The organism is Paenibacillus senegalimassiliensis (genome assembly GCF_001486585.1).
Classification (GTDB): Bacteria; Bacillota; Bacilli; order Paenibacillales; family Paenibacillaceae; genus Fontibacillus; species Fontibacillus senegalimassiliensis.
The window spans coordinates 924337-946510 of sequence record NZ_LN909046.1; the positions used below are offsets into that span (position 1 = coordinate 924337).

The window sequence follows — 22174 nt, forward strand, 5'->3', positions numbered from 1 at the left end:
TTTCTTTTAAAGTAGGATGTGGTGGGTATGGAGATTAGAGCCAAATAGTCTGATCCTTCTCAGGCCACAGGACGGGACCGGAGTAAATAGCTTGGGCTGCTTGCACGCTAGCCTCATTGTTGTGACGCAGTCCATGAATAAGGGCCAACTGCTGGACTTGGGCTGCCTTGGCGACCTCTGCGGCATCCATGGCGCTGGAATGTAGCCCGCCGTTCTTAAGCGGATTGGCCGGAGTCGCTCCGTAAGTAGCCTCATGAATGAGCAGGGAGGTATCCTTGGCCAGCTCGATAATTGGCTCATGATAGGCGGTGTCTCCCGTGAAGGTTACGGTCTTCCCCGTGTGCTTGTCATTGTATTTGTAGCAAAGGGCTTGTACCGGATGCAGGGAAGTGGTCGTCTCCAGCAGGAAGCGATCATCCTCATAGGAGTCTCCCGGCGTCAGCGGGACGATAACCGGATAGCTGCGATCAGGGTAAAATTTGCGGTTCAGGAACAGGAATTCCAGAGTGTGGTGCATTATCGGTTCCAGATCTTCAGCAGGGCCTAATATTTTCAGGCCAGACAAATCCTTGTTCTTGATGAGGAAATAATAGAGAAAAGAAGGGAGGGAAATATAGTGGTCATGGTGCATGTGAGTGAACAGCAAATAGCGAATGTTGCCTGGATCAATGCCCTGCCGTCGCAGGTTGTCCACAATATTCCACCCCGTATCAACCATGACGTCGTCATTAATCACGAAGCTGGCGGTTTCACCTCCCAATTCCGGTATGGCGGCTTCCGTTCCGAAGAACGTTACTTTTGTCTTCTCTTGCATCTGCTTTCCTCCTAGAATGATTATTTTCGATCATTTCAATCTCATTTTAGAGGGAATATATCAATTTTGTATTAATTATTTCGTGTTTATATGTAAATATCGATCAATATATTATAAATATTTGATTGTTAATGATCAAAATTTCCTGTTTTTCTCTTTTTTATCTTGCTTTTGTGATCGGTTATCCTCTATAGTGAAAATAACAAGAGATGAGGTTTGGGAGGGGAAGGAACGAATGAAGGTCCGGCATCGCGTGATTGCGGATTATTTGAAGGAGCATACCTTTTTGCATGTGAATCAGTTGGCAGAGCTATTGGAGGTATCGCTGCCCACGATCCGCAGAGATTTGCATGAGATGGAGAGCGGTGGTTATATTCAACGGGTTAATGGCGGAGCCTTAATCAAGGCGGAGGGCGAAGGGAATGGAGGAACGTCAACCCAAGGAGGAGACCTCTTTGCGGTGCATAAGAAGGCCATTGCTGCCGAAGTGATTAAGTGGATCGAACCAGGAGATACGCTATTCATCGATTCAGGTTCGACGAACAGCTATATCGGGGATTTACTGTCGGAGCTTAAAAACATTACGATTGTGACGAACAGTATCGATATCGCTTACAAATGCATGCGTAAGCCGGACCTCTCCGTGTTCGTCTGCGGCGGGACAGCCGAGGACGTGCAATCGGAGGCGGGAATTGTCGGGCCACTAGCTGAACAAATGATCTCGCAGTTTCGGGCTAATTTATGTATACTGGGCACCGCCGGGGCCGATCCCAAGCAAGGAATTACGGACCCTTATCTGTCGGTCGCCCGTATCAAGCAGAAGATGCTAAGCTATGCTTCACGGCGCATTCTCGTCACGGACCACAGTAAGTTCGGGAAGATTCATAAAGCCTATGTGGCTCCCCTGGACACATTTGATTGCATTATAACGGATCGGGAAGCCACGGAGGATCAAATAGAAGCGATTCGGGGCAAGGGAATACAGGTCAAGCAGGTTTAGATAATATAGCCAGGAAGCTATGTTCCCTGGAGCTTATTGCAGCACTTCAACCTTTGTCGGCTCTGTCTCTAACTTGTAGTTGATCGGGCTGCCATCTGCTTCATACCGGGTGAATTCAGCGACGGCTACAACGGTATAAACGCCTGGGGTCTTGAAGTTATAGGAGTATTGCTCTGAAATGGCGCCATCCTCTGCTAAGGGGCGCATCATCGCGATATCGTTCCGTGTAATCGGGTTGGAGTGGCCAGCTTCATCTTCAATGATGTAATAAAATACAGGCTCTCCGGTAGCAATCTCCACGGACTGACCTGAAGCGTTAGTGAGTTTTGCTTCCATGGTAACCGCGGTATTAACCTGAACTTGTTCGGGTACAGAAGCCTGGATGGAGAAACCGTCTTTCGCATCTACGGAAGCATGAACCTCTGTAGGGGGCTGCTGAGCCTGCTCGGTTGGTTCCTTGGCAGAGCCAGAATCGAACGTTTGACAGCCGACCAAGAGAAACAGTAGAATCAACGCTATTTTGTTCAAATTGAACACCTCCTATTGCTCTAGACGGCGAGAAGCGAGGGATTGTTTCAATTAGTGGAGCCTGATGGGGCGTGGGCGTCTTTATTTTTATATCAGAGATAAGGAGGGGGAGAGCATTGGAGGACAGTATATTGATCAGAAAAGCGATTGAAGCTCTGAGCGAGAATGAACTAAGGGCTTGCCTACGTCTTATGCTGATGCAAATTCGTAGGTTAGAGCAGGAGCCATCCTCGCAGGAAGCGGTAGATAACTTAGTTGAATTTTATAAGGATATCGCAAGCTCTGTAAGCCGCTCCAAGGATCAGCCTATATCGCCTGATGCTACGCATGTACATATTGTAACGGGCCTTTCTTTTGCAGGCAGTATGAAGCAGACTTTGAAGTCACTTGGCTGGTCTGATACGCATGCATTGATTATATTGGAGGAAGATTATGCGATAGGGCCACTTGGCGCCCTGGACACCTCAACAGGTAGACAAGCGCGGAGCGATTGGTTCCGTGATCATATCTTGGGTGGAGCGGAGGTCTACTCTTGTTTCGAGGAAGAATATTCAAGAATCGTGCGTCGATTTGGGCAAATTCCGGAGCAAGCGCAAGTGGTCATTTGGACCTCTGGCAATGCTACTGAGCAGACCGGGATGAGACATGCGCTGCATTTGCTTGGCAGCCATCCGAATAAGGTAGCAGTGTATAATGCTTGCTCCATTTGCGAGCACTTGTACAATGAGCCAAACAGACAAATCCAATATCGCCACTCTGGTGAAATACCTCCGGACAAGCTTGGCAAGGCTATTCAGCGTGTGGTCGACAATCTACAGAGCTTGTCTCAGGAAGAAGTAGGGGGGTTGAGTGGGGAATGGCAGGATATCTCGGGGTGCTCCAGTGAATTGCGGGTGTGGCTGGATGGTAAGGTTGTAGGGATATCTGCCGATGCCTATGATGCTTATCTTCTCAACAAGCTGGATAAATTACAAGAAAGCAGAGGGCCAGAAGAATTTATTAAATCAGCACGGGTTATCGGCGAGGCCATCGGATACTGCGACCAATATATTAGCGATGCTTATTTTGAGTATCGGCTTCGGACCTTGATTTATGATGGAGTGTTAGAAATACAAGGCGTTCCAACAGCGATGAGGTACTATAGTGTAAGGCGGAAAAAGAGAAATGATTAAAAAAACCACCGTAAAGCTTTAGGGGAACATCCCCCAGGCTGTTACGGTGGTTTTGTGATTTTATTTCATAGCTGCTAGAGCTGCATTGAGCTGTGCCTCTACGGACATATCCACAAATTGAAGACTAGCTGCATAACCCTCATTGGTAGCTCTTAGGAGTGCAATAATCTTCGTGTTATCGACTTCCCAAACACTCATATAAAACCCACCATCTGCGAACGAAACTTCTTCGAGAGTGTCTTTATCATAAGTGGCTGTATTACTTAAGGGCTCGCCATAAGTCTTGGTAACACTATTGACAATCCCCTCGTAAACCCCGATATAAAAGGCCAATTCAAGGTTCGTGGTAGAAGGCATAAAGGTTGCCTTGGCCAGCTTACCTTTATAGAAAATGTATATTTCTTCGTCGTCATTAGGACCATCCTGATATAGAAGAACATAAATATCGTCTTGTCCGCCTTCATCAATTAGCAGCTTACCGGCAAAAGATTTCTTCAATTCCTGCGGGCTCATTCCCCATGGCAGGGATAGTGCATCAGATGCTGGCTGTTGACCAATCCAGGCGATGGCTTGGGAGGAGTCAGCTCCAATGGCTTTGCCGGTTAGGGTCTTGATGGCCGATAAGGGCAAATAGGTGGTTCCATTCATGGCTTTGACGGCTACGGGAAGCTGAACGGCTACTCCATTAATCTTGGCTGTCTTGCTTCCTGCAGATACGACGATATAGGAGCCGGAGGAATGCTTAGCGGTGATCATCTTGGTCTTGGAATCAAGGGTGGTGGTATACCCCAATTCAGCCAGCACGGTTTTCATGGGAACGAGGGTCGTATTATTTTGCACGATCGTTGGGTAAGGGGAGGACAAGAGCTTACCGTCCACATACAGTGCGTATGAATCAGGTGCTGCGGCGTATGTTAATGGGGCAAAGGTGAATAACCCCAGCGTCACTGCCAGCCAACTCATGAGCATGGAATAAACAATTTTTTTCATTATAACTCCTTCTTGAATATGTAATTAATACCTACTGAACAGGAATAGCTACTTCAATATAGCATGTCTAACTTGGAGTGGGCAGACATATATTTCCTGATTTTAAAGGAAAGAATATCAATATACGCCTGGGCTGGCGCAAAATTTGTCGAATGCCGCTTATGGTGGTATTCTGACATTATATTTACTTCAGGAATCACAACAAGAGGAGATGTTAGGAGAATGGGTTTTTTCAGACGTAAGAAAGAACAGCCTACACCGGAAACGGTTTGGGTCAAGGCTCCATTGACAGGAGAAGCCGTAGGCCTGGCGCAGGTCCCGGACCCGGCTTTTGCCGAGAAAATGATGGGCGAAGGCATTGCAATCATCCCTTCCGAGGGTAAAGTGATGGCTCCTTTTGACGGTAAGGTTGCTAATCTGATGAAGAGCAAACACGCGGTAATTATTGAACATGCCTCGGGTGTGCAGGCGTTAATTCATGTCGGCGTGGATACGGTGTCTCTGAAGGGCGAAGGCTTTACCGCTCATGTGTCGGAAGGAGACTCTGTAACTGCGGGTCAACTGCTGCTGGAATTTGATTCTGCGCTAATTCGTGGGCGGGAACTGCCAGACATTACATCAATTATTATCCCCCATGGACTTGATGCTGTGGGTGAGGTTACGGAATACCCGGGCCAAGTGACTGCCGGACAGGAGAACGTGCTGGCCGTGAAGGTGAACTAAGCAACGGACAGGCCACTTACTATAATGCAAGGTCATATCCCCTTCCAGTAGGCCGTGTCACTCATTCTTGAAGACAGGAATGTTGTGCAGGAGCTGTAAGGGGATATCTATAACCTGCCGAAAGCTATAATTCGGTATTGAATTAGGATCTAATCCGAGGCTTGATTCGCTAAACAACTCAAAGCCGTTTTTCCCATAAAACTTTTTGTTCAGTTCGGTGTGGGTAACGAGCGTAATCCATCCTCCCCCGTTGGTCCTGATGTAGGGGAAAATAAATTCGTTAAACAACGCGCTCCCAAGGCTTTGACCTTGATAACCTTTTGCAACCGCAAAGCAATCAACATACCAGCCATTCTCCCCGTAAGGAGCACAAGCTGCCTTCATTTTGTCCAGCGTTTTCAGGAAATGATTAAGCCTCTTTTGACCCATCTGAGCTATCAAGGTTAATCCTCCGTTTAATAGATATCGAAAGAACCCAGGACTCTTTTCTCCACGTTTTTTTAGCAGAACAGCGGAAACGATGTTCCCATTCATTAGACCCACGAAGCAGGAGTTTTGCTGATAATAGGACTTTGTATTTGTATAATTAACTTGATACAATTGTTTTTCATAGTCCTTGCTGGGCGCGAGTAGAAGTGAATATAAAGGATATTCCATGAAGGATTCCGTAAACAAGGTAGCGATTTGGTGTAGTTCATGTTTTTGAGCCAAGCGATAGGTCTTTATAGCAATCTCCCCTTTTTTTGCATAATTGATTTTCTTATTGTATTAAGGAATTACGCTGCAAAAAATAGGGAATCTGTTCGTTTCTGTTCATTAATGAACAGTCAACACCTAATTGTATAGAAAATGAGGTTGTTTTCATGGGAGATCGACGTTCCGTTAAAACTAAAGCCGCCATCAAGCAAGCATTTCTGACTTTATTGAATAACAAGCCAATTTCAAAAATAACGATTTCTGAAATTTCGGAGCTTGCCGATATTGGTAGAGGCACGTTTTACTCGCATTACCAAGATATCTACGATCTATACAGAGAGGTCGAAGCAGCGATGTTCGATCAGTTCAATCGATTCTACGATGAATCATTTCCAATGAAAGAGCGTCATGATATTATGCGCTTTATCAACAAACTAACGGATTATATTTATCAAAACAAAACATTGTTTATTGTTATGGCTAACCCGGAGGATACATTGTTGACCCCTGATAAAATTAAAGCTTTTTTCAAAGGGAAAATATTGCAAGAGCTGCTTCGTGAAAATAAATATCCGGATAAACCTAATGTGTACGAAGAAACAGAAAGCTTGTTCATTGTATCTGGTGTATTTGGAGTCATTGAAGACTGGGTTGTTCGCGGTATGGAGGAAGAACCTACGGGTATGTCTATGCGTATCCAGCAGCTTCTGTTGAAGCTAGAGGACTGATTGTCATATCTGAATAGCAAAACGAGCCTCGCATGAACCGCGGCTCGTTTGTTTGGTTTAAGGCGTCTAGGGCGTTACTTAAGTTGTCCAAACCTGAAGCCTTGGGAGATACACAAAAAATTTATAGAAAAACCTATAGATTCTCAAGGTAAGGTCTTCCAGGATTGCGGTACAGTATACACATCAACTGATCAGCATCCAACCAAGAAAGAAGGTTAGACCATGACAACAACACCTGCCACCGCTGGAACGGACAGGGTGCTAAAGCCTAGGCAAGCCTTTTACCACACCAAGAGGTTCCGGCAGAATATTCCACTGTTTCTGATGCTTATACCGGGAATTTTGTATTATGTGATCTTCCGGTATTTTCCTATGGGTGGTCTTGTTATCGCTTTCAAGGATTACAACTTCCGTGACGGCATCTTATCCAGTCCCTGGGTGGGACTTAAATATTTCGAGATTTTATTCCAATCCAAGATTACGCTGCAAGTCATCTGGAATACGCTTGAACTTAGCGTTCTCAACCTGATCTTCGGGTTCCCGGCTCCTATCATTATTGCCATTGCACTGAATGAGGTTCGTAAGAACTGGCTGAAGCGCTGGATTCAAACGATCATTTATCTCCCGCACTTTCTATCCTGGGTTATCGTTGCGGGGATTGTCCTGACCTTGTTCTCGATTGATGGCGGAACGATCAACAAATTGCTGGCCCAATGGGGGATAGAGGCCGTTCCTTTCCTGTACCGAGCTGATTCCTGGGTAGCGATCTTTATTGGCTCTGGCATGTGGAAGGAGATGGGGTTCGGTGCAATTATCTACTTAGCTGCTCTTTCCTCTATCGACCCAAGCTTGTATGAATCCGCCGGACTGGACGGAGCAGGCAAGCTGAGACAGATTTGGCATATTACGCTGCCGGGACTTCGTCCCACGATTATTCTTCTACTCATCCTGGGAATGGGCCGTCTGATGGAGGTCGGATTCGATCAGGTATATAACCTGCAAAATCCAACCGTTCTGGGGCAAGCGGAAGTGATTAGTACCTATGTCTACAAGGTGGGGCTACAGCAAGCCCAATTCAGCTTAACCACCGCGATGGGGCTGTTCGAATCCTTTGTGGGGCTGATTCTGGTATTGTCGGCCAACGCGCTTGCACGGAAATTTGATCAGGGCTTATTTTAGGAGGGAGAATCACGTTGAGAGAGTCTACTGGAGGAAAAGTCTTTAGCGTCTTTGTACACGTCGTCTTGATCATTATCTCGCTCACCTGTATTCTACCGTTCCTTCACTTGGTCGCCTTGTCATTTAGTGAGGGGCATGCGGTCGATTTGGGGCAAGTGTATTTCTGGCCGGTGGGCCTTGATTTTACGGCATATGCTTATTTCTTCGAGAACACGCCAGCCTTACGGGCGTTCACCAATAGTGTGGTTATTACCTTGTGCGGAACGGCGCTGAGTATGCTGACCACGGTTTTGACAGCGTATCCATTATCACGGCGCTACATGTATGCACGTAAGCCTATCACTACAGCCGCCTTGTTCACAATGCTGTTCAGCGGTGGGATGATTCCTACGTATCTGGTGATGAACAGCCTGCACTTGACAAATACGTACTGGTCTCTATGGTTTGTTGGACTGGTAAGCACCTATAATATGCTCATTATGAAGAGCTTCTTCGAGAACATTCCGGGGGAAGTCACGGATTCTGCACAAATTGACGGCTGCGGGGAGATGCAACTGCTAGGGCGAATCATTCTGCCTCTATCCCTGCCGATGCTGGCGACATTGACATTGTTCTACGGCGTCGGGTATTGGAACATGTTCATGAATGTGATCTTGTACATCAACCGAACTGAACTCCAGAATCTGACGGTGATTGTTCAGAGTATGCTGCAAATTCAAAGTATGGATAACATGATGGCGATGGACGTGGCACAGCAACAGGAGCTGATCTCCGAGAAGATGAAGGCGGTAGGCGTCATGGTCATGGTGGTGCCTATGCTGGTCGTGTATCCGTTCTTGCAGAAATATTTTGTCAAAGGAATCATGCTGGGTTCCATTAAAGGCTAACGGCAACACATTCCATTCATTATAGATTGAGAGGAGCTTCCAACATGTCTGTACAAACATTCAAGTGGAGCAAGAGGGTCTGGTCATCTGCAGTAATGGTTCTGGTGTTAACCGTGGGGGTCGCCGGTTGTGGCTCATCCAAGGGAGAAGGGCAAAGTGCCGGGAAGCCGGTCATTACCGTATCCAACTATGACAGAGGAAATATCCCCGCTGCAGAGGGAACGGTAGAGGAGAATCGCTGGACCAAATGGATCAACGAGAATTCGCCGGTTGCTGCCAAGTTCGTACCGGTGCTGCGGTCGGAGTCGACACAGAAGCTCAACGTCATGTTCGCCTCCGGCAGTGCCCCGGATATCGTCAATGATTACGACACCGGGTTCCGGGATTCCTTGTACCAGCAGAAGCAATTGCTGCCGCTGGACGATTATTTGCAGTATGCTCCTGAATATGAAAAGCTGCTGGAGGCTTATCCCCAACTGCGCAACGTGGGCACCAAGTCGGATGGCAAGCTGTACGAAATCGGCAAGATCAATGAGCCCCATCTGCAAAGCGTCGCCTTTATCCGGGTGGACTGGTTGAAGAAGCTGAATCTGGAGATGCCAACGACGACCGAAGAACTGTATACCGTGCTCAAGGCCTTCGTAGAGCAAGACCCTGATGGCAACGGTCAGAAGGATACGTACGGAACGAACATCAGTTATACCTCGGGCGGCATGGTGGATTCCATGTTTGGGTCCAACGGATGGCTGCTAGAGGACGATCAGATTGTTCGCAGCTGGGATAATACGCTGGAAGCGCTGAAGTTCAAGAAGAGACTGTTCGAGGAAGGGCTGATTGACCGGGATTACCTCGCCGACAAGAACGGCTCCAAGGCGAAGCAGGATTACTTGAATGGCAAGGTCGGTGTGTTCCTTCCGCCTCAGATCAACAACTGGTTCGAGAGTACGGTGACCGACATCAAGACAATTCGCAGAGTTATGCCGGATGCGGAGATAGCTCCTTTGCAACAACCTAGGTCTCCGATGGGCTTGTTCACCCATCACGTAACGAACCCACTACAAATGACGACGGTGCTTAATGCAGGGACGAAAGACCCCAAGGCAGCGATGGAATATCTCAACTTCATGATGCAGCCGGAAACGGCGTTAATCTTGAGAAAAGGCCTGGAAGGGGAACATTGGAATAAGGGGGAAGGCGATGCTCCTGTCGTCATCGATCCCGACAAGAACGTGAAGGAAGTGGATTGGGCAGCGGACTATACGATGTTCTACTCCCTTCCGCAAAATCCACACTTAACTTCGGTCGCAGCCTTTAATCTGGAGGACCCGGATCAGAAGGCGGGGCTGGACATGATGAACACCGCAGATCAGTTCCTGCTTGATCCTGAGGCTCAATATCCCGCTCTGACTCACTATGAGCATATGCCGGTGTTACCAAGTGACCTGGTGGTTATTAATACGAACGTCAATAAGGAATTAAGCGACATTTATGTTAAGGGGATTATCGGTGGGCCGAGTTATACGGCGGAGCAAGCTGTGACAGATGCCAAGGCAGCCTGGGAGAGAAGCGGCGGCAAACAAATCGAGGAATACATGAACTCCTGGTATCAGGAAAATAAAGACACTGCCTTCCTCGGCGCGGATGTGCTGGAGATGGTACGTTCCCAATTGAAATAGTCATTTTCATAAAGTGAATAGGGCTTGGTCCGGCGGATGCCGGGCCAAGTTTGTTCTTTTAATATCCCGGGGTGACGGGGTACAATCGGAGTAAATCATCTACATCTTGGGGGGAGCCAGATTGAATGCGATGAACTGGCCAAGACGCATTGCCGACAAATTCAAGGGCAGCTTCAAGTTGAAGCTGATTGTATTGCTATCCTGTATGGTTACTTTAGCCTTTGTGTTGGCGGGCTGGCTCGTCTCCCGCCTGAATGTTCAAATGATGGAGAGCGAGATCAGCAAGCAGTTCTCCATTGCCAATGAGCAGGCCCTGGCTAGATTGGAGCTTACGTTCCAGGAGGTCAGCCGGGTATCGCAATCCATTATTTTAAATGAATCGATCGAACTGTTCGTCAGGGAAAGTCTTGATCCTGGTGGAGATCTATATACGCAATTCAAGAACCGCAAATATGTCGAAGAGCAGTTAACTAACCTGCAAGTGGATGCCCCGTCGATCCGCTCGGTATTCTTGTTCAATGAGCGTGGAGAACTGGCGGTTTTATCGCGAAATGGGGCATCGGGTGAGCCGGAGGCGGCAGATTTGGACATGGTGATGAGTAAGCTGGAGGCGTATCGGGGGAACCTGGTGTGGGGTCGTGCGAGTCTCCCCAGTGCGGTCGATCCTGGTGGACGCCGAACGGTGCTGATTGCGGCTCGGCGCATGCTCAATGATAAACTCACTCCCTATGGCACGATGGTCATGGTGATGGAGGAGAGCTTAGTATCCCGAGTGTTGCGGGATCTCGCGGAGAATGGCAACGGCAAAGTGCTGTTGCTGGAGCCGATGGGCGGCATGCTGTACTCCAATTCCAACGGGGAAGAGACGGAGCAGCTTATGCATCTGATTGAAGCTGGCGATCCCCATTATGCACGCATGAACGGCATCGCTTATTTCTTCGTTCGACACCGACTGGAGCCATCGGGCTTTACGCTCTATGGAGGGGTGTCGCTGCAAGAGATTCAGCGGAAGAACAAGGACATCATTCATATCTTCGTGATTGCCGGTGTGGGCGTAGCGCTGCTTAGCGCCTTGCTCATTACGCTCTCTACCCGCACGCTGCTACAGCCCTTGGCTGATCTGATGCGGGGACTCCGCAAGCTGCGTTCCGGGGACTTCGCAGCCCGAATTAGCGTCCGTTCCGGGGATGAGCTGGGATTCATCAGCGAGAGCTTCAATAGCATGGCCGAACAAGTGAGTGAACTGATCAACAAGGTATATCTGGCCCAGATCAGTCAGCGGGAGTCGGAGTTGAAGGCGATCCAGGCCCAGTTGAACCCGCATTATTTGCATAACCTGTTCAATGAATTGTATTGGAAGCTATATAACGATGATCAAGCCGAGGCGGCACTGCTGATCAACGCCATCTCGGAAATGCTCAAATATTCGCTTCAGCCAGTCAATACCGATACGACGCTGGGTGAGGAATTACAGCAAATCCGCAATTACATTATGATTCAGACGGAGTTGTTCACCGGAGAGATTGAGACGATTATTCAGGCCGATGAGGCCTTGCTGGACTTGCGGATGATGAGATGTCTGCTGCTGCCGGTGGTCGAGAATGTGTTCGTCCATGCTTTCCGTGATATGGATAAGGACCGGGTCTTGCGGGTGAAGGCGACTTTGCAGGAAGACGCCCTGTATATTGAGGTAGCGGATAACGGCTGTGGCATGGATGAACGGACTTTGGCGGCGTTGACAGATGCCAGAGAGGTGCTGCCAGAGAGCAGCAAGACCGGGATTGGCTTCAAGAGCGTGCTGCGTCGCATTGAACTCGTGTATGGGGCTCCTTACGGAGTAGAGATTACCAGTGTACAAGGGAAAGGAACCACCGTGGATATCCGGCTTCCCCTTCGGACGAGGCCGCAGGAGATATAGAAATCGTGAAGTGATGCACACATAACTTAGGGGGAGGGGAATGGATGAGAGGGAAGCTGTTTATCGCTGAGGATCAGCCGAATTTTCGCAACGGATTGCTGAAATTGGCAGGCAAGCGCTCCACTGAATGGGTGGTGGCGGGGGAAGCGGCCAATGGCCGGGACGCTCTGCAAGCGATGGAGTCATGCGTACCGGATCTACTCTTGACGGATATCCGTATGCCTCACATGGATGGACTCGAATTGGCCAAGGAGATCAAGTCCCGTGGCTGGAAGACGCGGATTGTGATTATTACGGGGTATAAGGATTTTGCCTATGCTCAGTCGGCTCTTAAGTACGGTGTGCTGGATTTTATTACGAAGCCCTGCGTAGAGGGTGATATTCTGGGTGTGCTTGACCGGACCTATGTGCGGCTAATTGAAGAAAATCAGTCCCGTCGGCAAATGGAGGACTGGAAGCGGCAGCATGAGGACAGCCAGCTTCGCTCGGCCATGCTCGGGATGTCTTGTAACAAGCGGGAGGTAGAGGCGCTGCTCGGGCGGTTGAAGGAAGGGGAGCTTTATTTGCTCAATGTTCCTGCGTATTTATCTACGGCAAAACAATACTCTACCCAGGACATCCCTCTCCTGCAATTTGCGCTTAGCAACATGGTACGGGAGCATTTGAATAAATGGGTGGTGGAAGGGGGCTTTCGGCTGTTCTCCTTAAGTCCCTCGGAATGGGCTTTGTTAGTGGATCATGCGGCTTTCGGAGCGGAGGTTCCTTCATCCTGGACGCAGACGCTTGCCGATTCGGTGCATCATTATTTGAAGCTGGAGCTAGCTTGCCACGGGCAGGGGACATGTCGCCATGGCGAAGACCTTCGTCGGGCTTATGTGCGGTATAGTGACAGAGCGGATCGGGAGGAGACGGCAGAGCGCAGCGCTGCTCATGAGTCTTTGCTGAATCAGACGGCACTTTATGAAAAAGAGAAGGAAATCGTGTCTTGGCTGATGTCAGGGGATAATGAGCAGTTGAACAATGAGCTCCAGGAGCAGGTGGCACGAATTGACGGCCAGCCCCCGCAAACGGCCAAGATCGAAGCGTTGCTGCTGACGACCGCGTTCCTGCGGTTGGTGCAAGTGCAATTCCCCGAGTGGAGGGTGGCTTCTCATTCGATTGAATGGGGAGCGGTGCAGCAATGTGGCACGTCCCAAGAGGTAGTTGCTTGGCTACAAACCTATATTCAGGAGTTCCTGCACTCCCATAATAGCTGGTTGGTCAGCAAGAACGACAATCCGGTCAAACAGGCGATCCGGTTCATTGAAGAGAATTATATGGGCGAATGTGGGCTGACTGAAGTTGCCGTCCAAGTGCATCTGAACGCTAGCTATTTCAGCAATCTGTTCAAGAAAGAAACCGGTGAAAGCATCACCGGCTACATCCAGAATCTGCGCGTACAAAAAGCCAAGCTCCTGCTCAAAAGCACGGACATGAAAATTTTCGAAATCGCTCAAGCCGTTGGCTTCAACGATCCTAATTACTTTACGAATACGTTCAATAAAACCGAAGGCCTCTCGCCCAAAGAATACCGAAAGCGGTCGGCTGGAGCATCACAGAAGCTGGCAGACGGGTTAGCCTAGCATGAGGGAAGCGTGAGCTTCATCGTCCATGAAGTACCGGAGACGCCCCAATACACAAACCCCAAGCTCTGATATAACTTCACAGCGGAGGCATTCTTGGGATCAACACTAAGAGAAAGGGATGGGTAGCCATCCCTTTCTGCTTGCTTTATTACCTCATGCATTAATCTTCGCCCGAGGCCACTCCCTCGGTATGCTGGATGCACGGCGATCCCTAGCTCTGGCGTATCGCTATCGATGAACCCGTACCCTTTATCCGTCTCCGGGAACAATCTGTACCACACTGCCCCTGCAAGATGATTCTCCTTCAGCGCAACAAAAGCTCGATCTCCTGGCTTGCCCCAGCCCTCATGGTATTTCCTAATCGCAGGCTCATTCAAGAGCTCATGCTTCTCCGGCTTGCCCTGCAATATATGAATAGACTCATAGTGCATATCCAGGAAGAAATCCAAGTCATGACCTTCTAACGGTCTGATTGTAATCATAGTGTTCAGCTCCGGGTTTGAGGGATGGTTTACTGTCATTTTAGCATAGGTGGGGATATACCCCTATGCGAATATCGCATAAAATCCGGTTTGCTTTATTGATTTAAGTTAGGCTGGGGTAGGGGGAGTTGGAGTAGTGCGTGTTTTAGTAAGGCTACTCCAACAAAATTATAGAGTAAGCAAGAAAAGTACAGATCATAGTTTGAGCGAAAGTTGAGCAACTTACTTTCCCTTAACATGTCTCAATTTACACCTCCAAAGTAAGCGCTTTATAATTTGCTTGATAACTGGTCTAATCCGTGATAGCATCTAAGAGAAAAAGGGATATGTTTTATTTAGTTGAAATAATTTCTATTTTTAACAAGAAAAATTTTCATTAGGAGAATAGAATGAGAAAAACAAGAATTATAATAATTGATTCAGGTATTTCACAAAATTCTAATGTAATAGATGTTGTATCTGAATCTTATGTGTTAAATGAAGAAGAAGGTGTTTTCCATATTGCAAAAGAGAGCCCTAAAGACTACATAGGTCATGGTACGGCTGTAGCTAATATTATTTATTCAGAAAGTAGCAATGTTGATATTTTATCTTTTAGAATATGTGATTCAGCTATGGAAATTAACGAGAAGGGATTAGTATTTGTACTAGCTTATATTGAACAGAACCTCAGGGCTGACATTATAAATATTAGCGCTGGAGTTACTCACTTGTCAGAGTTTGATATATTAAACAATATTTGTGAAAAAATTCACAAAAAAGGTTCGACAATTATTGCCGCATTTGATAATGACGGTGCAATTTCATATCCAGCAGCACTGCATAATGTGATAGGAGTAGATGTAAAGAAAGACTATGAGAGTAAAAATGATATTTACTACTCTGTCAACGGTATTGTTGACATCTTTGTACCTGATATTTACTATCGTACGATTTGGAAGGGAGATCGAACGATAATAAAAGGAACGAGTTTTGCCGCCGCTAAAATAACAGGCATGTTATCAAATAAGAATATTAATTTTGATGAGTCTGTAGATAAAATTAATATTTTAAAAAGCATAGCTAATGTTGAGCTGAATATTAAATCAGGTGAAATGATTCAGCCTCCAAATTTTGAAATTCAAAAAGCCATAATTTTTCCAATAAACAAAGAGAGCAAAGCTTTATTGAGATTCAAGGATATTCTTGAATTTGAAATTAATGGAGTGTATGACGAAAGATTATCAGGAAATGTAGGCAAAAAATTGTATGGAGAGGATATAAAATCATTTGATTCTATTGATTGGGAAGGAGATTTTGATACGGTAGTTTTATCTTGTACAACTGAGCTAGCTGCAATCACTAAGCGCAATTATAGTGAGGAAATCATTAATAAGGCAAAGCTTTATAGGAAAAATATTTATACATTTGAACAGTTAGAGAATGATTACAATAGAATGTACTATCCTAAAATATCCTCTTCATCAGTTCCACATGAAAATTTTTTGAAGCTCAGGAAGCCTATGATTCCATCAGTAGGGGTTTTTGGAACCAGCTCAAAGCAGGGGAAGTTTACACTTCAGTTAGAGATTGTCAAAAAATTGAGGGAAAAAGGGTATAAGACAGGCCATATTTCTACAGAACCTTCAGGATATTTGTTTGATGCTGATTTTGTATTTCACTTTGGTTACCATTCATATTTAAAGATTCAGCCGTGGGAAAGTATTTCCATACTCAATGAAATGGTATGGGAAACTCAACTGAAAGAGAAAGACATTTTAATTACAGGGTGTCAATCAGGAACCTTACATTATAATGATTCGCAGATCGAACATTTTGGGATATTTCAGTATGCATTTTTGCTAGGAATTATGCCAGATCTTTGTATATTATGTGTGAATCCGCATGATGATATAGATTATATTGAGAGAACTATTAATTTTATAAATTCTGTTGATAACGGGAAAGTTAAGGCTTTGACGATATTTCCAATGCGCGCAGTAGAAACTTTATCAGGAATAAAGTACAAGATTGAGGAATTAGAATCTAAGAAATTAAATGTATTGAAAGAAGTTTTTAGTACTAAGTTTAAAATTCCTGTTTTGGGATTAGGAATTGAAAATGATATGGACTTTCTAGTTGATCTAATTATAAATAACTTTTCAGAATGATAAATAAGGAGATGAGTGATTTGGAAATGGAGATGAAGAGTAGAATACGAATTAATTTAGAAGATAACGGTATAGAGATAAGTGATGATGGTAGTTTACTTAATGTTGATTCTATGAGTTTTATCTCATCTGTTGTATGTTTGGAACAGGAATTTTCCATTGAATTTCCAGATGAGTATCTCTCAATGGATTATATGCTCAATATGGATAATATATATTACGTGATTGATAAGTTGGTAAACAATATCTTGGATTGTGAATAAAAACTCAAAGTTTATGCGTTTTATATTTGAAAGGAGGTGAACTATATGAAAAAATTAGTGAAGAAAGTTTCAGAAAAGAAAACTTTGGTCTCCTTCTACTATTGTGAAAACACAGGTACTTGTAGTGGCAGATAATTTCTATTACCACATAATATCCAAAAGATGATGGAATAGATTGCCGATCGTAGCCAGAAAATTCGTGGGACCGTTTACAAGCAATGGGGTACAAGGATATATTCCCTTTCCCCTCATAGGATGGGAAAGGGAATCATTTTGATTACCACTTTAACAATCCTTTTCAAATTTACCGTCAATGTCTTAAAAGGTTAGGAGGAAATATTCATGTGTAATAGTATTTTTTATGCTGAAAATGTTTCATTTACTTTACTTGTGAATAATATGTTTGTGTTCGATGAAATAACAAATAATACCTATCTTTTCAAAGGTTTATCAAGGGATTTTTGGTTAGAAGTTGAACGGGATAATGACTTTTTGAGTATCGTAAAAAAATTATCAATTAAATATGATGAAGACCAAAAAATTATGCAACAACGTGTTTTGAGAATAAAAAATAATCTAGTTGAAAAAAAATTAATATCCTTGGGAGGATATTCATATGAATCAAGACATGATTGTTGATCATTTCTATAATATTGCGTATTTAAACAATGTACCTGTCAGTGTAGTTATTGAGCTTTCAACAAGATGCAATCTAAGATGTGAACACTGTTATTTGCCTAATTACCACCAAAGTGGAATGAATACTGAAAAAATGAGAAGCTTGTTGACAGAACTTCGAGAACTAGGCGTAGTAAATGTCTCATTTACAGGAGGAGAGATTTTACTTCGTGAAGATCTTTTTGAATTGATTAAGATAGCGCGAAATCTTCATCTTAGAGTCTTCCTACTTAGCAACGGAACTTTGCTAAACCAAAATAAAGTTGAACGTTTGGCTAAACTTTACATATCAGAATTTTCTACAACTATGTTTTCTACTCAATGTGAAATTCATGATTCCATAACAACATCTAAGGGATCTTTAGATAGACTAAAACAAAATTTACAAATGTTAAAAGAAAACAATATAAGGGTTCAGATCAAAATGCCAATCATGGAGTTCAACTCTTTATGTGTTGACGAAGTCAGAGAATATTGTGAAGTAAATAATTTTAAATTTTTTGCCTCACCTATGATTTACTCTAAATTGGATGGTAATGAGTCACCAAAATGTTTAAGAGTCCATGACAATAAGTTAGGTACTGTTGTGAAGAAAATTGATGAAATGAACAATCGCAAAAATAAACTTATACACGAAACTGAAGTGCCTTGTGGAGCGTTATTTTATTCGTTTTCCATTGATAGCGAAGGAAATGTATTCCCTTGCAATGCATTCCCTTATAAAGTTGGAAGCGTATTTGAAAATACGATAAGTGATATATGGAATCATTCAGAATCACTTAAGTATATAAAGAGCATTAAGAAAAGTGATTTGAAACATTGCCCAAGTTGTGAGTTTCAATCTGAATGTGAAAGATGTCCAGGAATGGCGTTGCTAGATAAAGGAGATATTTTCGAATGTGACACTTTTGCAAGGTCTATCGCCAAGCTGAGGGTTAGAAATTATTGTTCAAATGAGATGTGATTATTCTAGGAATTGGTGAGGGGAACATATGTTAAGTGCCAGAAAATACGGTTGGTTAGATTTAATTAGGATTCCATTTAAAATTATTCCTGTTCACACTACAACTACAATTTTATATATGTTATTAGATGCTTTTATACCTGCTTATCAAACAATTGTTGTTGCTCTTTTTATTAATACAGCCACCGATATTTTTAACGGAGCAGAACAACTCAGGGCTATTTATACACCAATCGCTTTAATCATGGCCTATATTATATTTACTCATCTATTACCAAATATCATGAAAATTATTGATGTTTCTGGTAAAAACAAATTAAGTCTTGTTTTAAAAAAAGAAATCGTATTAAAACGCAATCGTTTGGAATATAAGCATATCGAAAATAATGAAACTCAAGAGCTCATTAATCGGGTATGTGCTGATCCAATTGATAATTTTACGAATGGGTTTAACAATTTACTTAACTTTCTTAATCTCGTAATCGGAACGGTTTCACTTCTTATTATTGTGATGTCATCTAGCTTAGTGACAGGAGGGTTAATCTTACTTGTAACAATTCCTTTGTTTTATCTAGCTACTAAATTGGGTAAGCAAAATTATTTTATAAATAAGGAAGCACAAAAAATTAAAAGAAGATACGGCTATCTGGCTGAAATTTTAACACACCGAGAATATGCTGAAGAACGTAGCTTATTTGGATATACCCCGGCACTCAGTGATACATACAAAAATCTTTATGACGAGTCCTATAATATTGAGAAGAAAATGCAGGTCAGAACCTTTATTAATTTGAAAAGTGGGTCTATGGTTGCGCTTGTCATTGGAATTGTAGTTGTGGCCATGTTATTGCCTTCTTTACGCACGGGGAGTCTCACTGTGGGACTATACATAGCGCTTGTTACGGCAATACTTAATCTTGTTCAGCGCATGTCATGGCAATTGTCAGATACGATGCGACAACATGCTCATGTACAGGAGTATTTAAAAGATTTTTCTTGTTTCATGCGACTGAGTGAAAAAGAAGGGGCGAGTGATTTACCAATTAAACTGGCAGATGACTTTCATTTCAGTTCGTTAGAATTTAAGGGTGTTAGTTTTAAATACCCAGGTACAGATAAGCTAGTCTTAAACAATTGCTCTTTTAAAATGTCAGGTGAAAAAAAATATGCTTTAGTTGGAGCAAACGGAGCGGGCAAAACAACAATCGTTAAGTTATTGGTGGGAATGTATGAAGATTACACAGGAGATATTTTCATAAACAATAAAAATTTGAAGAGATATGCTTTTTCTGAACTTAAAGCAATGATTGCAGTTGTTTACCAGAATTATGCACAATATGCTTTAACTTTTAAAGCAAATATTCAGTTGGGAAATGTATTAGATATGGATAATGAGAAACTGCAGCAGGTGATTCGGCAAATGAAACTGGAAAATGTGGTTAATGAGTTGGAGGATGGCGTTGAGACACAGTTAGGGAAAATTAAAGCAAATAGTAAAGATCTATCTGGGGGGCAATGGCAAAAATTGGCGATAGCTCGTTTAGTGTATGCGGATGCACCAATCAATATTTTGGACGAACCTACAGCTGCATTAGACCCTTTGGAAGAAAGTCGCTTGTATGAAATGTTTGGAGCAATTAATACAGGGAAATTCAACATTTATATCACACACAGAATGGGTGCGGCTAAAATATCTGATGAAATTCTGGTAGTTAGTGAAGGACAGATTGTCGAACAAGGCTCTCATCAGAATTTAATGCAACATAAAGACGGAATTTATAAGAGTATGTTTTCAAGCCAAAAGTCTTGGTATGAAATGGGGCGTAATATTCACTATGAATAAAGCTCATCATGCAACAGAAATAGAAACAATGAATAGTAGAAATTTTTTTGCTAACGGATACCTGAGCTTAAGGCTTCTATTTAAAGAAGACTCTAGGATGTCTTTGATTTATATCGGTATTTCTTTTTTTCAAGCGATTTCTTGGGTACTACAAGTTTTGGTGCTGCAATGGTTTTTCGATAAACTCTCAGCATTCTCTATGAATGAAATTAATTTTTCACAAATTTTACTTACCTTATCTGGCTTGGCCTTAATTTATATTCTATATCATGTTATGGATGGTTTAGGAAACTGCTATGAAGAAATTTTTGGATTAAGTGTTGCAAAACATCTAAACCAGCTAACGTTTAAGCGAATTGGAAAATTGAAAGCAGCAGAATTCGAAGATACAAAAAGGTTGGAGTTTATCAATAAATCTATAAATGGGAGCGCCAAAATGATTTGGGTCGCTTCGACCTTACTGGATATTATTTTTTATTATACTTCTTATTTTGTATTTATGAGTTGGTATCTATTTACACTAAAACCCATTTTAGCAGTCAGCATTGTTGCAGTATTTGTACCTTGTATTCTAACTCAATTAGTACGTGTATCGGCTTTTAAAAATTTGGAAGATGAGTCAGCACCGCTTCGACGTGAGTACGAATATTATGAAAAATGTTTGACAAACAAAGATAGCCTTAAAGAAACACGTTTGCTGGGGGTCACTTCATTTTTTAGTCAGCTATATTATTCGTCTTTAGAACGGTTGAATTCTCTTGTGTTTAGAGTTGAACTTAAGAAAAGTTTAATCAATTTTACGTTAAGTATAGGTACTGTAATTGGCTACGGTGTTATCCTTTATATGCTCTTTACTTCGGTTATGAACCGTGAGATTACAATAGGAGCTTTTGCGGCGGTTTTAGCTTCGATAGCAAATTTATACCGATTTATGAATAAACTTATCTCGGAAAGGATCGCATGGGCAACAGAAAACATCGGCTCTACAGAGAACTTCTTGGATTTTATCTCGGAACCTATCTCAAACCAATCGGTCTTGCCTAGACCTCAACATTCAGATATTAAATTAAAGGATGTTCGCTTTAAATATCCAATGACAGATAGATGGGCAGTTCAAGGGATTAATTTAACCATTACGGATAAGCAAACATTGGCCATTGTTGGTGAAAATGGCAGCGGCAAAACCACCTTATGCAGAGTCATTATGGGGCTATATCATCCCTCTGAAGGTGAAGTTACTTACGGGGATGTTCGAGCCGATAGGGTGAGCCATGATAATATGTCAGTAGTTTTCCAAAATTACTGTCGTTATGCAATGTCTTTAAGTGAAAATATACGTATAAGTCAAATTGATGAGCAGGTAGTGTATGGAAAGGTAGAATCAGCCTGCAAAGATGCTGGTATCCATTTAGGACATGAACTTTTCTTGAAAGAAGGTATACATACAAAATTAGGTAGGGAATTTGGAGGAGTTGATTTATCTGGTGGCCAATGGCAGCGAATTGCAATTGCTAGAGGACTATATAGAACCAGTGAGTTTATTGTTCTAGATGAACCTACCGCTGCTATCGATCCACTGGAAGAGACTCGATTGTACAATGACTTTGCAAAAATTTGTGAAAATAAAACTGCAATTATTGTCTCCCATCGCTTAGGATCGGTTAAACTGGCTGACAGAATTATCGTTATGAAAGCAGGAAGGATTGTACAAGATGGAACACATGAACAGTTGATGGCTCAAGAGGGCGAGTATAGAACAATGTATTCAGCACAAGAAAAATGGTACTCGTAAAATAGTCTAGACAATGCTTTAGTTAAAATATCTTTTAATTAATTTGAAAGCAGCTTGAAAATCAAG

The 22174-nt window shown here is 43.4% G+C and carries 20 protein-coding genes; 15 read left to right on the forward strand and 5 right to left on the reverse strand.

The window, feature by feature from the left end:
• Positions 1–34 precede the first annotated feature (34 nt).
• Positions 35–814: an MBL fold metallo-hydrolase gene (locus BN3279_RS18350; RefSeq protein WP_059052772.1), complete on the reverse strand. Its 780-nt coding sequence runs from the start codon at positions 812–814 to the stop codon at positions 35–37.
• A gap of 235 nt (positions 815–1049) precedes the next feature.
• Between BN3279_RS18350 and BN3279_RS23875 the strand changes: the two genes are divergently transcribed.
• Positions 1050–1814, forward strand: coding sequence for a DeoR/GlpR family DNA-binding transcription regulator (locus BN3279_RS23875; protein ID WP_059052774.1), 765 nt, complete (start codon positions 1050–1052; stop codon positions 1812–1814).
• Positions 1815–1847: 33 nt separating this feature from the next.
• Here the strand turns inward: BN3279_RS23875 and BN3279_RS18360 are convergent, their stop codons facing one another.
• On the reverse strand, positions 1848–2342 hold the full coding sequence (locus tag BN3279_RS18360) for a hypothetical protein (RefSeq protein ID WP_059052775.1): 495 nt from the start codon (positions 2340–2342) through the stop codon (positions 1848–1850).
• Positions 2343–2473: 131 nt separating this feature from the next.
• Between BN3279_RS18360 and BN3279_RS18365 the strand changes: the two genes are divergently transcribed.
• Positions 2474–3514, forward strand: a complete 1041-nt coding sequence (locus BN3279_RS18365; protein ID WP_232436885.1) for a DUF1835 domain-containing protein — start codon at positions 2474–2476, stop codon at positions 3512–3514.
• A 60-nt stretch (positions 3515–3574) separates the two neighbouring features.
• Here the strand turns inward: BN3279_RS18365 and BN3279_RS18370 are convergent, their stop codons facing one another.
• A complete protein-coding gene (locus BN3279_RS18370; RefSeq protein WP_059052777.1) occupies positions 3575–4504 on the reverse strand; it encodes a copper amine oxidase N-terminal domain-containing protein in 930 nt (309 codons plus the stop codon).
• Between the two features lie 222 nt (positions 4505–4726).
• On the opposite strand from BN3279_RS18370, the gene BN3279_RS18375 reads away from it, so the two are divergent.
• A complete protein-coding gene (locus tag BN3279_RS18375; RefSeq protein WP_059052778.1) occupies positions 4727–5227 on the forward strand; it encodes a PTS sugar transporter subunit IIA in 501 nt (166 codons plus the stop codon).
• Positions 5228–5284: 57 nt separating this feature from the next.
• Here the strand turns inward: BN3279_RS18375 and BN3279_RS18380 are convergent, their stop codons facing one another.
• Positions 5285–5938, reverse strand: a complete 654-nt coding sequence (locus BN3279_RS18380; RefSeq protein ID WP_059052780.1) for a GNAT family N-acetyltransferase — start codon at positions 5936–5938, stop codon at positions 5285–5287.
• 152 nt (positions 5939–6090) lie between these two features.
• On the opposite strand from BN3279_RS18380, the gene BN3279_RS18385 reads away from it, so the two are divergent.
• The 6 genes from BN3279_RS18385 to BN3279_RS18410 all read left to right on the forward strand — a co-directional run bounded on the left by BN3279_RS18385 (position 6091) and on the right by BN3279_RS18410 (position 13933).
• Positions 6091–6651, forward strand: a complete 561-nt coding sequence (locus tag BN3279_RS18385; protein WP_059052782.1) for a TetR/AcrR family transcriptional regulator — start codon at positions 6091–6093, stop codon at positions 6649–6651.
• A gap of 222 nt (positions 6652–6873) precedes the next feature.
• Positions 6874–7830 carry an ABC transporter permease gene (locus BN3279_RS18390; RefSeq protein ID WP_059052783.1) on the forward strand — a complete coding sequence of 319 codons (957 nt, stop codon included), beginning with the start codon at positions 6874–6876 and terminating at the stop codon, positions 7828–7830.
• Positions 7831–7844: 14 nt separating this feature from the next.
• Positions 7845–8717 carry a carbohydrate ABC transporter permease gene (locus BN3279_RS18395; protein ID WP_059052785.1) on the forward strand — a complete coding sequence of 291 codons (873 nt, stop codon included), beginning with the start codon at positions 7845–7847 and terminating at the stop codon, positions 8715–8717.
• A 44-nt stretch (positions 8718–8761) separates the two neighbouring features.
• Entirely contained in the window at positions 8762–10393 is a 1632-nt protein-coding gene (locus BN3279_RS18400; protein ID WP_059052787.1) for an extracellular solute-binding protein, read from the forward strand.
• A 130-nt stretch (positions 10394–10523) separates the two neighbouring features.
• Positions 10524–12311, forward strand: coding sequence for a cache domain-containing sensor histidine kinase (locus tag BN3279_RS18405; RefSeq protein ID WP_232436920.1), 1788 nt, complete (start codon positions 10524–10526; stop codon positions 12309–12311).
• A 44-nt stretch (positions 12312–12355) separates the two neighbouring features.
• Positions 12356–13933, forward strand: a complete 1578-nt coding sequence (locus tag BN3279_RS18410) for a response regulator transcription factor (protein WP_059052790.1) — start codon at positions 12356–12358, stop codon at positions 13931–13933.
• On the opposite strand, the gene BN3279_RS18415 is transcribed toward BN3279_RS18410, so the two are convergent.
• The gene (locus BN3279_RS18415) at positions 13930–14418 is read right to left on the reverse strand and encodes a GNAT family N-acetyltransferase (protein ID WP_082673126.1); all 489 of its coding nucleotides are present in this window, start codon (positions 14416–14418) and stop codon (positions 13930–13932) included. The two genes, BN3279_RS18410 and BN3279_RS18415, sit on opposite strands and share 4 nt — an antisense overlap.
• Before the next feature lie 389 nt (positions 14419–14807).
• Between BN3279_RS18415 and BN3279_RS18420 the strand changes: the two genes are divergently transcribed.
• The 6 genes from BN3279_RS18420 to BN3279_RS18445 all read left to right on the forward strand — a co-directional run bounded on the left by BN3279_RS18420 (position 14808) and on the right by BN3279_RS18445 (position 22108).
• The gene (locus tag BN3279_RS18420) at positions 14808–16568 is read left to right on the forward strand and encodes a S8 family serine peptidase (RefSeq protein WP_059052792.1); all 1761 of its coding nucleotides are present in this window, start codon (positions 14808–14810) and stop codon (positions 16566–16568) included.
• A gap of 20 nt (positions 16569–16588) precedes the next feature.
• Complete coding sequence (locus tag BN3279_RS18425) at positions 16589–16831, forward strand: hypothetical protein (RefSeq protein ID WP_059052794.1); 243 nt, start codon at positions 16589–16591, stop codon at positions 16829–16831.
• Between the two features lie 342 nt (positions 16832–17173).
• The gene (locus BN3279_RS18430; protein ID WP_059052796.1) at positions 17174–17470 is read left to right on the forward strand and encodes a hypothetical protein; all 297 of its coding nucleotides are present in this window, start codon (positions 17174–17176) and stop codon (positions 17468–17470) included.
• Complete coding sequence (locus BN3279_RS18435; RefSeq protein WP_059052798.1) at positions 17448–18473, forward strand: radical SAM/SPASM domain-containing protein; 1026 nt, start codon at positions 17448–17450, stop codon at positions 18471–18473. The genes BN3279_RS18430 and BN3279_RS18435 overlap by 23 nt, the downstream gene beginning before the upstream one ends.
• Positions 18474–18501: 28 nt before the next feature.
• Positions 18502–20316, forward strand: coding sequence for an ATP-binding cassette domain-containing protein (locus BN3279_RS18440; RefSeq protein ID WP_059052799.1), 1815 nt, complete (start codon positions 18502–18504; stop codon positions 20314–20316).
• Positions 20309–22108, forward strand: a complete 1800-nt coding sequence (locus tag BN3279_RS18445) for an ABC transporter ATP-binding protein (RefSeq protein WP_059052801.1) — start codon at positions 20309–20311, stop codon at positions 22106–22108. The genes BN3279_RS18440 and BN3279_RS18445 overlap by 8 nt, the downstream gene beginning before the upstream one ends.
• Positions 22109–22174 lie beyond the last annotated feature (66 nt).

What these genes read in the sequence shown, in the direction of transcription:
- BN3279_RS18350 (WP_059052772.1), bottom strand. Translation starts at nt 814, where the DNA reads ATGCAAGAGAAGACAAAAGTAACGTTCTTCGGAACGGAAGCCGCCATA.
- BN3279_RS23875 (WP_059052774.1), top strand. Translation starts at nt 1,050, where the DNA reads ATGAAGGTCCGGCATCGCGTGATTGCGGATTATTTGAAGGAGCATACC.
- BN3279_RS18370 (WP_059052777.1), bottom strand. Translation starts at nt 4,504, where the DNA reads ATGAAAAAAATTGTTTATTCCATGCTCATGAGTTGGCTGGCAGTGACG.
- BN3279_RS18375 (WP_059052778.1), top strand. Translation starts at nt 4,727, where the DNA reads ATGGGTTTTTTCAGACGTAAGAAAGAACAGCCTACACCGGAAACGGTT.
- BN3279_RS18385 (WP_059052782.1), top strand. Translation starts at nt 6,091, where the DNA reads ATGGGAGATCGACGTTCCGTTAAAACTAAAGCCGCCATCAAGCAAGCA.
- BN3279_RS18390 (WP_059052783.1), top strand. Translation starts at nt 6,874, where the DNA reads ATGACAACAACACCTGCCACCGCTGGAACGGACAGGGTGCTAAAGCCT.
- BN3279_RS18400 (WP_059052787.1), top strand. Translation starts at nt 8,762, where the DNA reads ATGTCTGTACAAACATTCAAGTGGAGCAAGAGGGTCTGGTCATCTGCA.
- BN3279_RS18405 (WP_232436920.1), top strand. Translation starts at nt 10,524, where the DNA reads ATGAACTGGCCAAGACGCATTGCCGACAAATTCAAGGGCAGCTTCAAG.
- BN3279_RS18410 (WP_059052790.1), top strand. Translation starts at nt 12,356, where the DNA reads ATGAGAGGGAAGCTGTTTATCGCTGAGGATCAGCCGAATTTTCGCAAC.
- BN3279_RS18415 (WP_082673126.1), bottom strand. Translation starts at nt 14,418, where the DNA reads ATGATTACAATCAGACCGTTAGAAGGTCATGACTTGGATTTCTTCCTG.
- BN3279_RS18420 (WP_059052792.1), top strand. Translation starts at nt 14,808, where the DNA reads ATGAGAAAAACAAGAATTATAATAATTGATTCAGGTATTTCACAAAAT.
- BN3279_RS18430 (WP_059052796.1), top strand. Translation starts at nt 17,174, where the DNA reads ATGTGTAATAGTATTTTTTATGCTGAAAATGTTTCATTTACTTTACTT.
- BN3279_RS18435 (WP_059052798.1), top strand. Translation starts at nt 17,448, where the DNA reads ATGAATCAAGACATGATTGTTGATCATTTCTATAATATTGCGTATTTA.
- BN3279_RS18440 (WP_059052799.1), top strand. Translation starts at nt 18,502, where the DNA reads ATGTTAAGTGCCAGAAAATACGGTTGGTTAGATTTAATTAGGATTCCA.
- BN3279_RS18445 (WP_059052801.1), top strand. Translation starts at nt 20,309, where the DNA reads ATGAATAAAGCTCATCATGCAACAGAAATAGAAACAATGAATAGTAGA.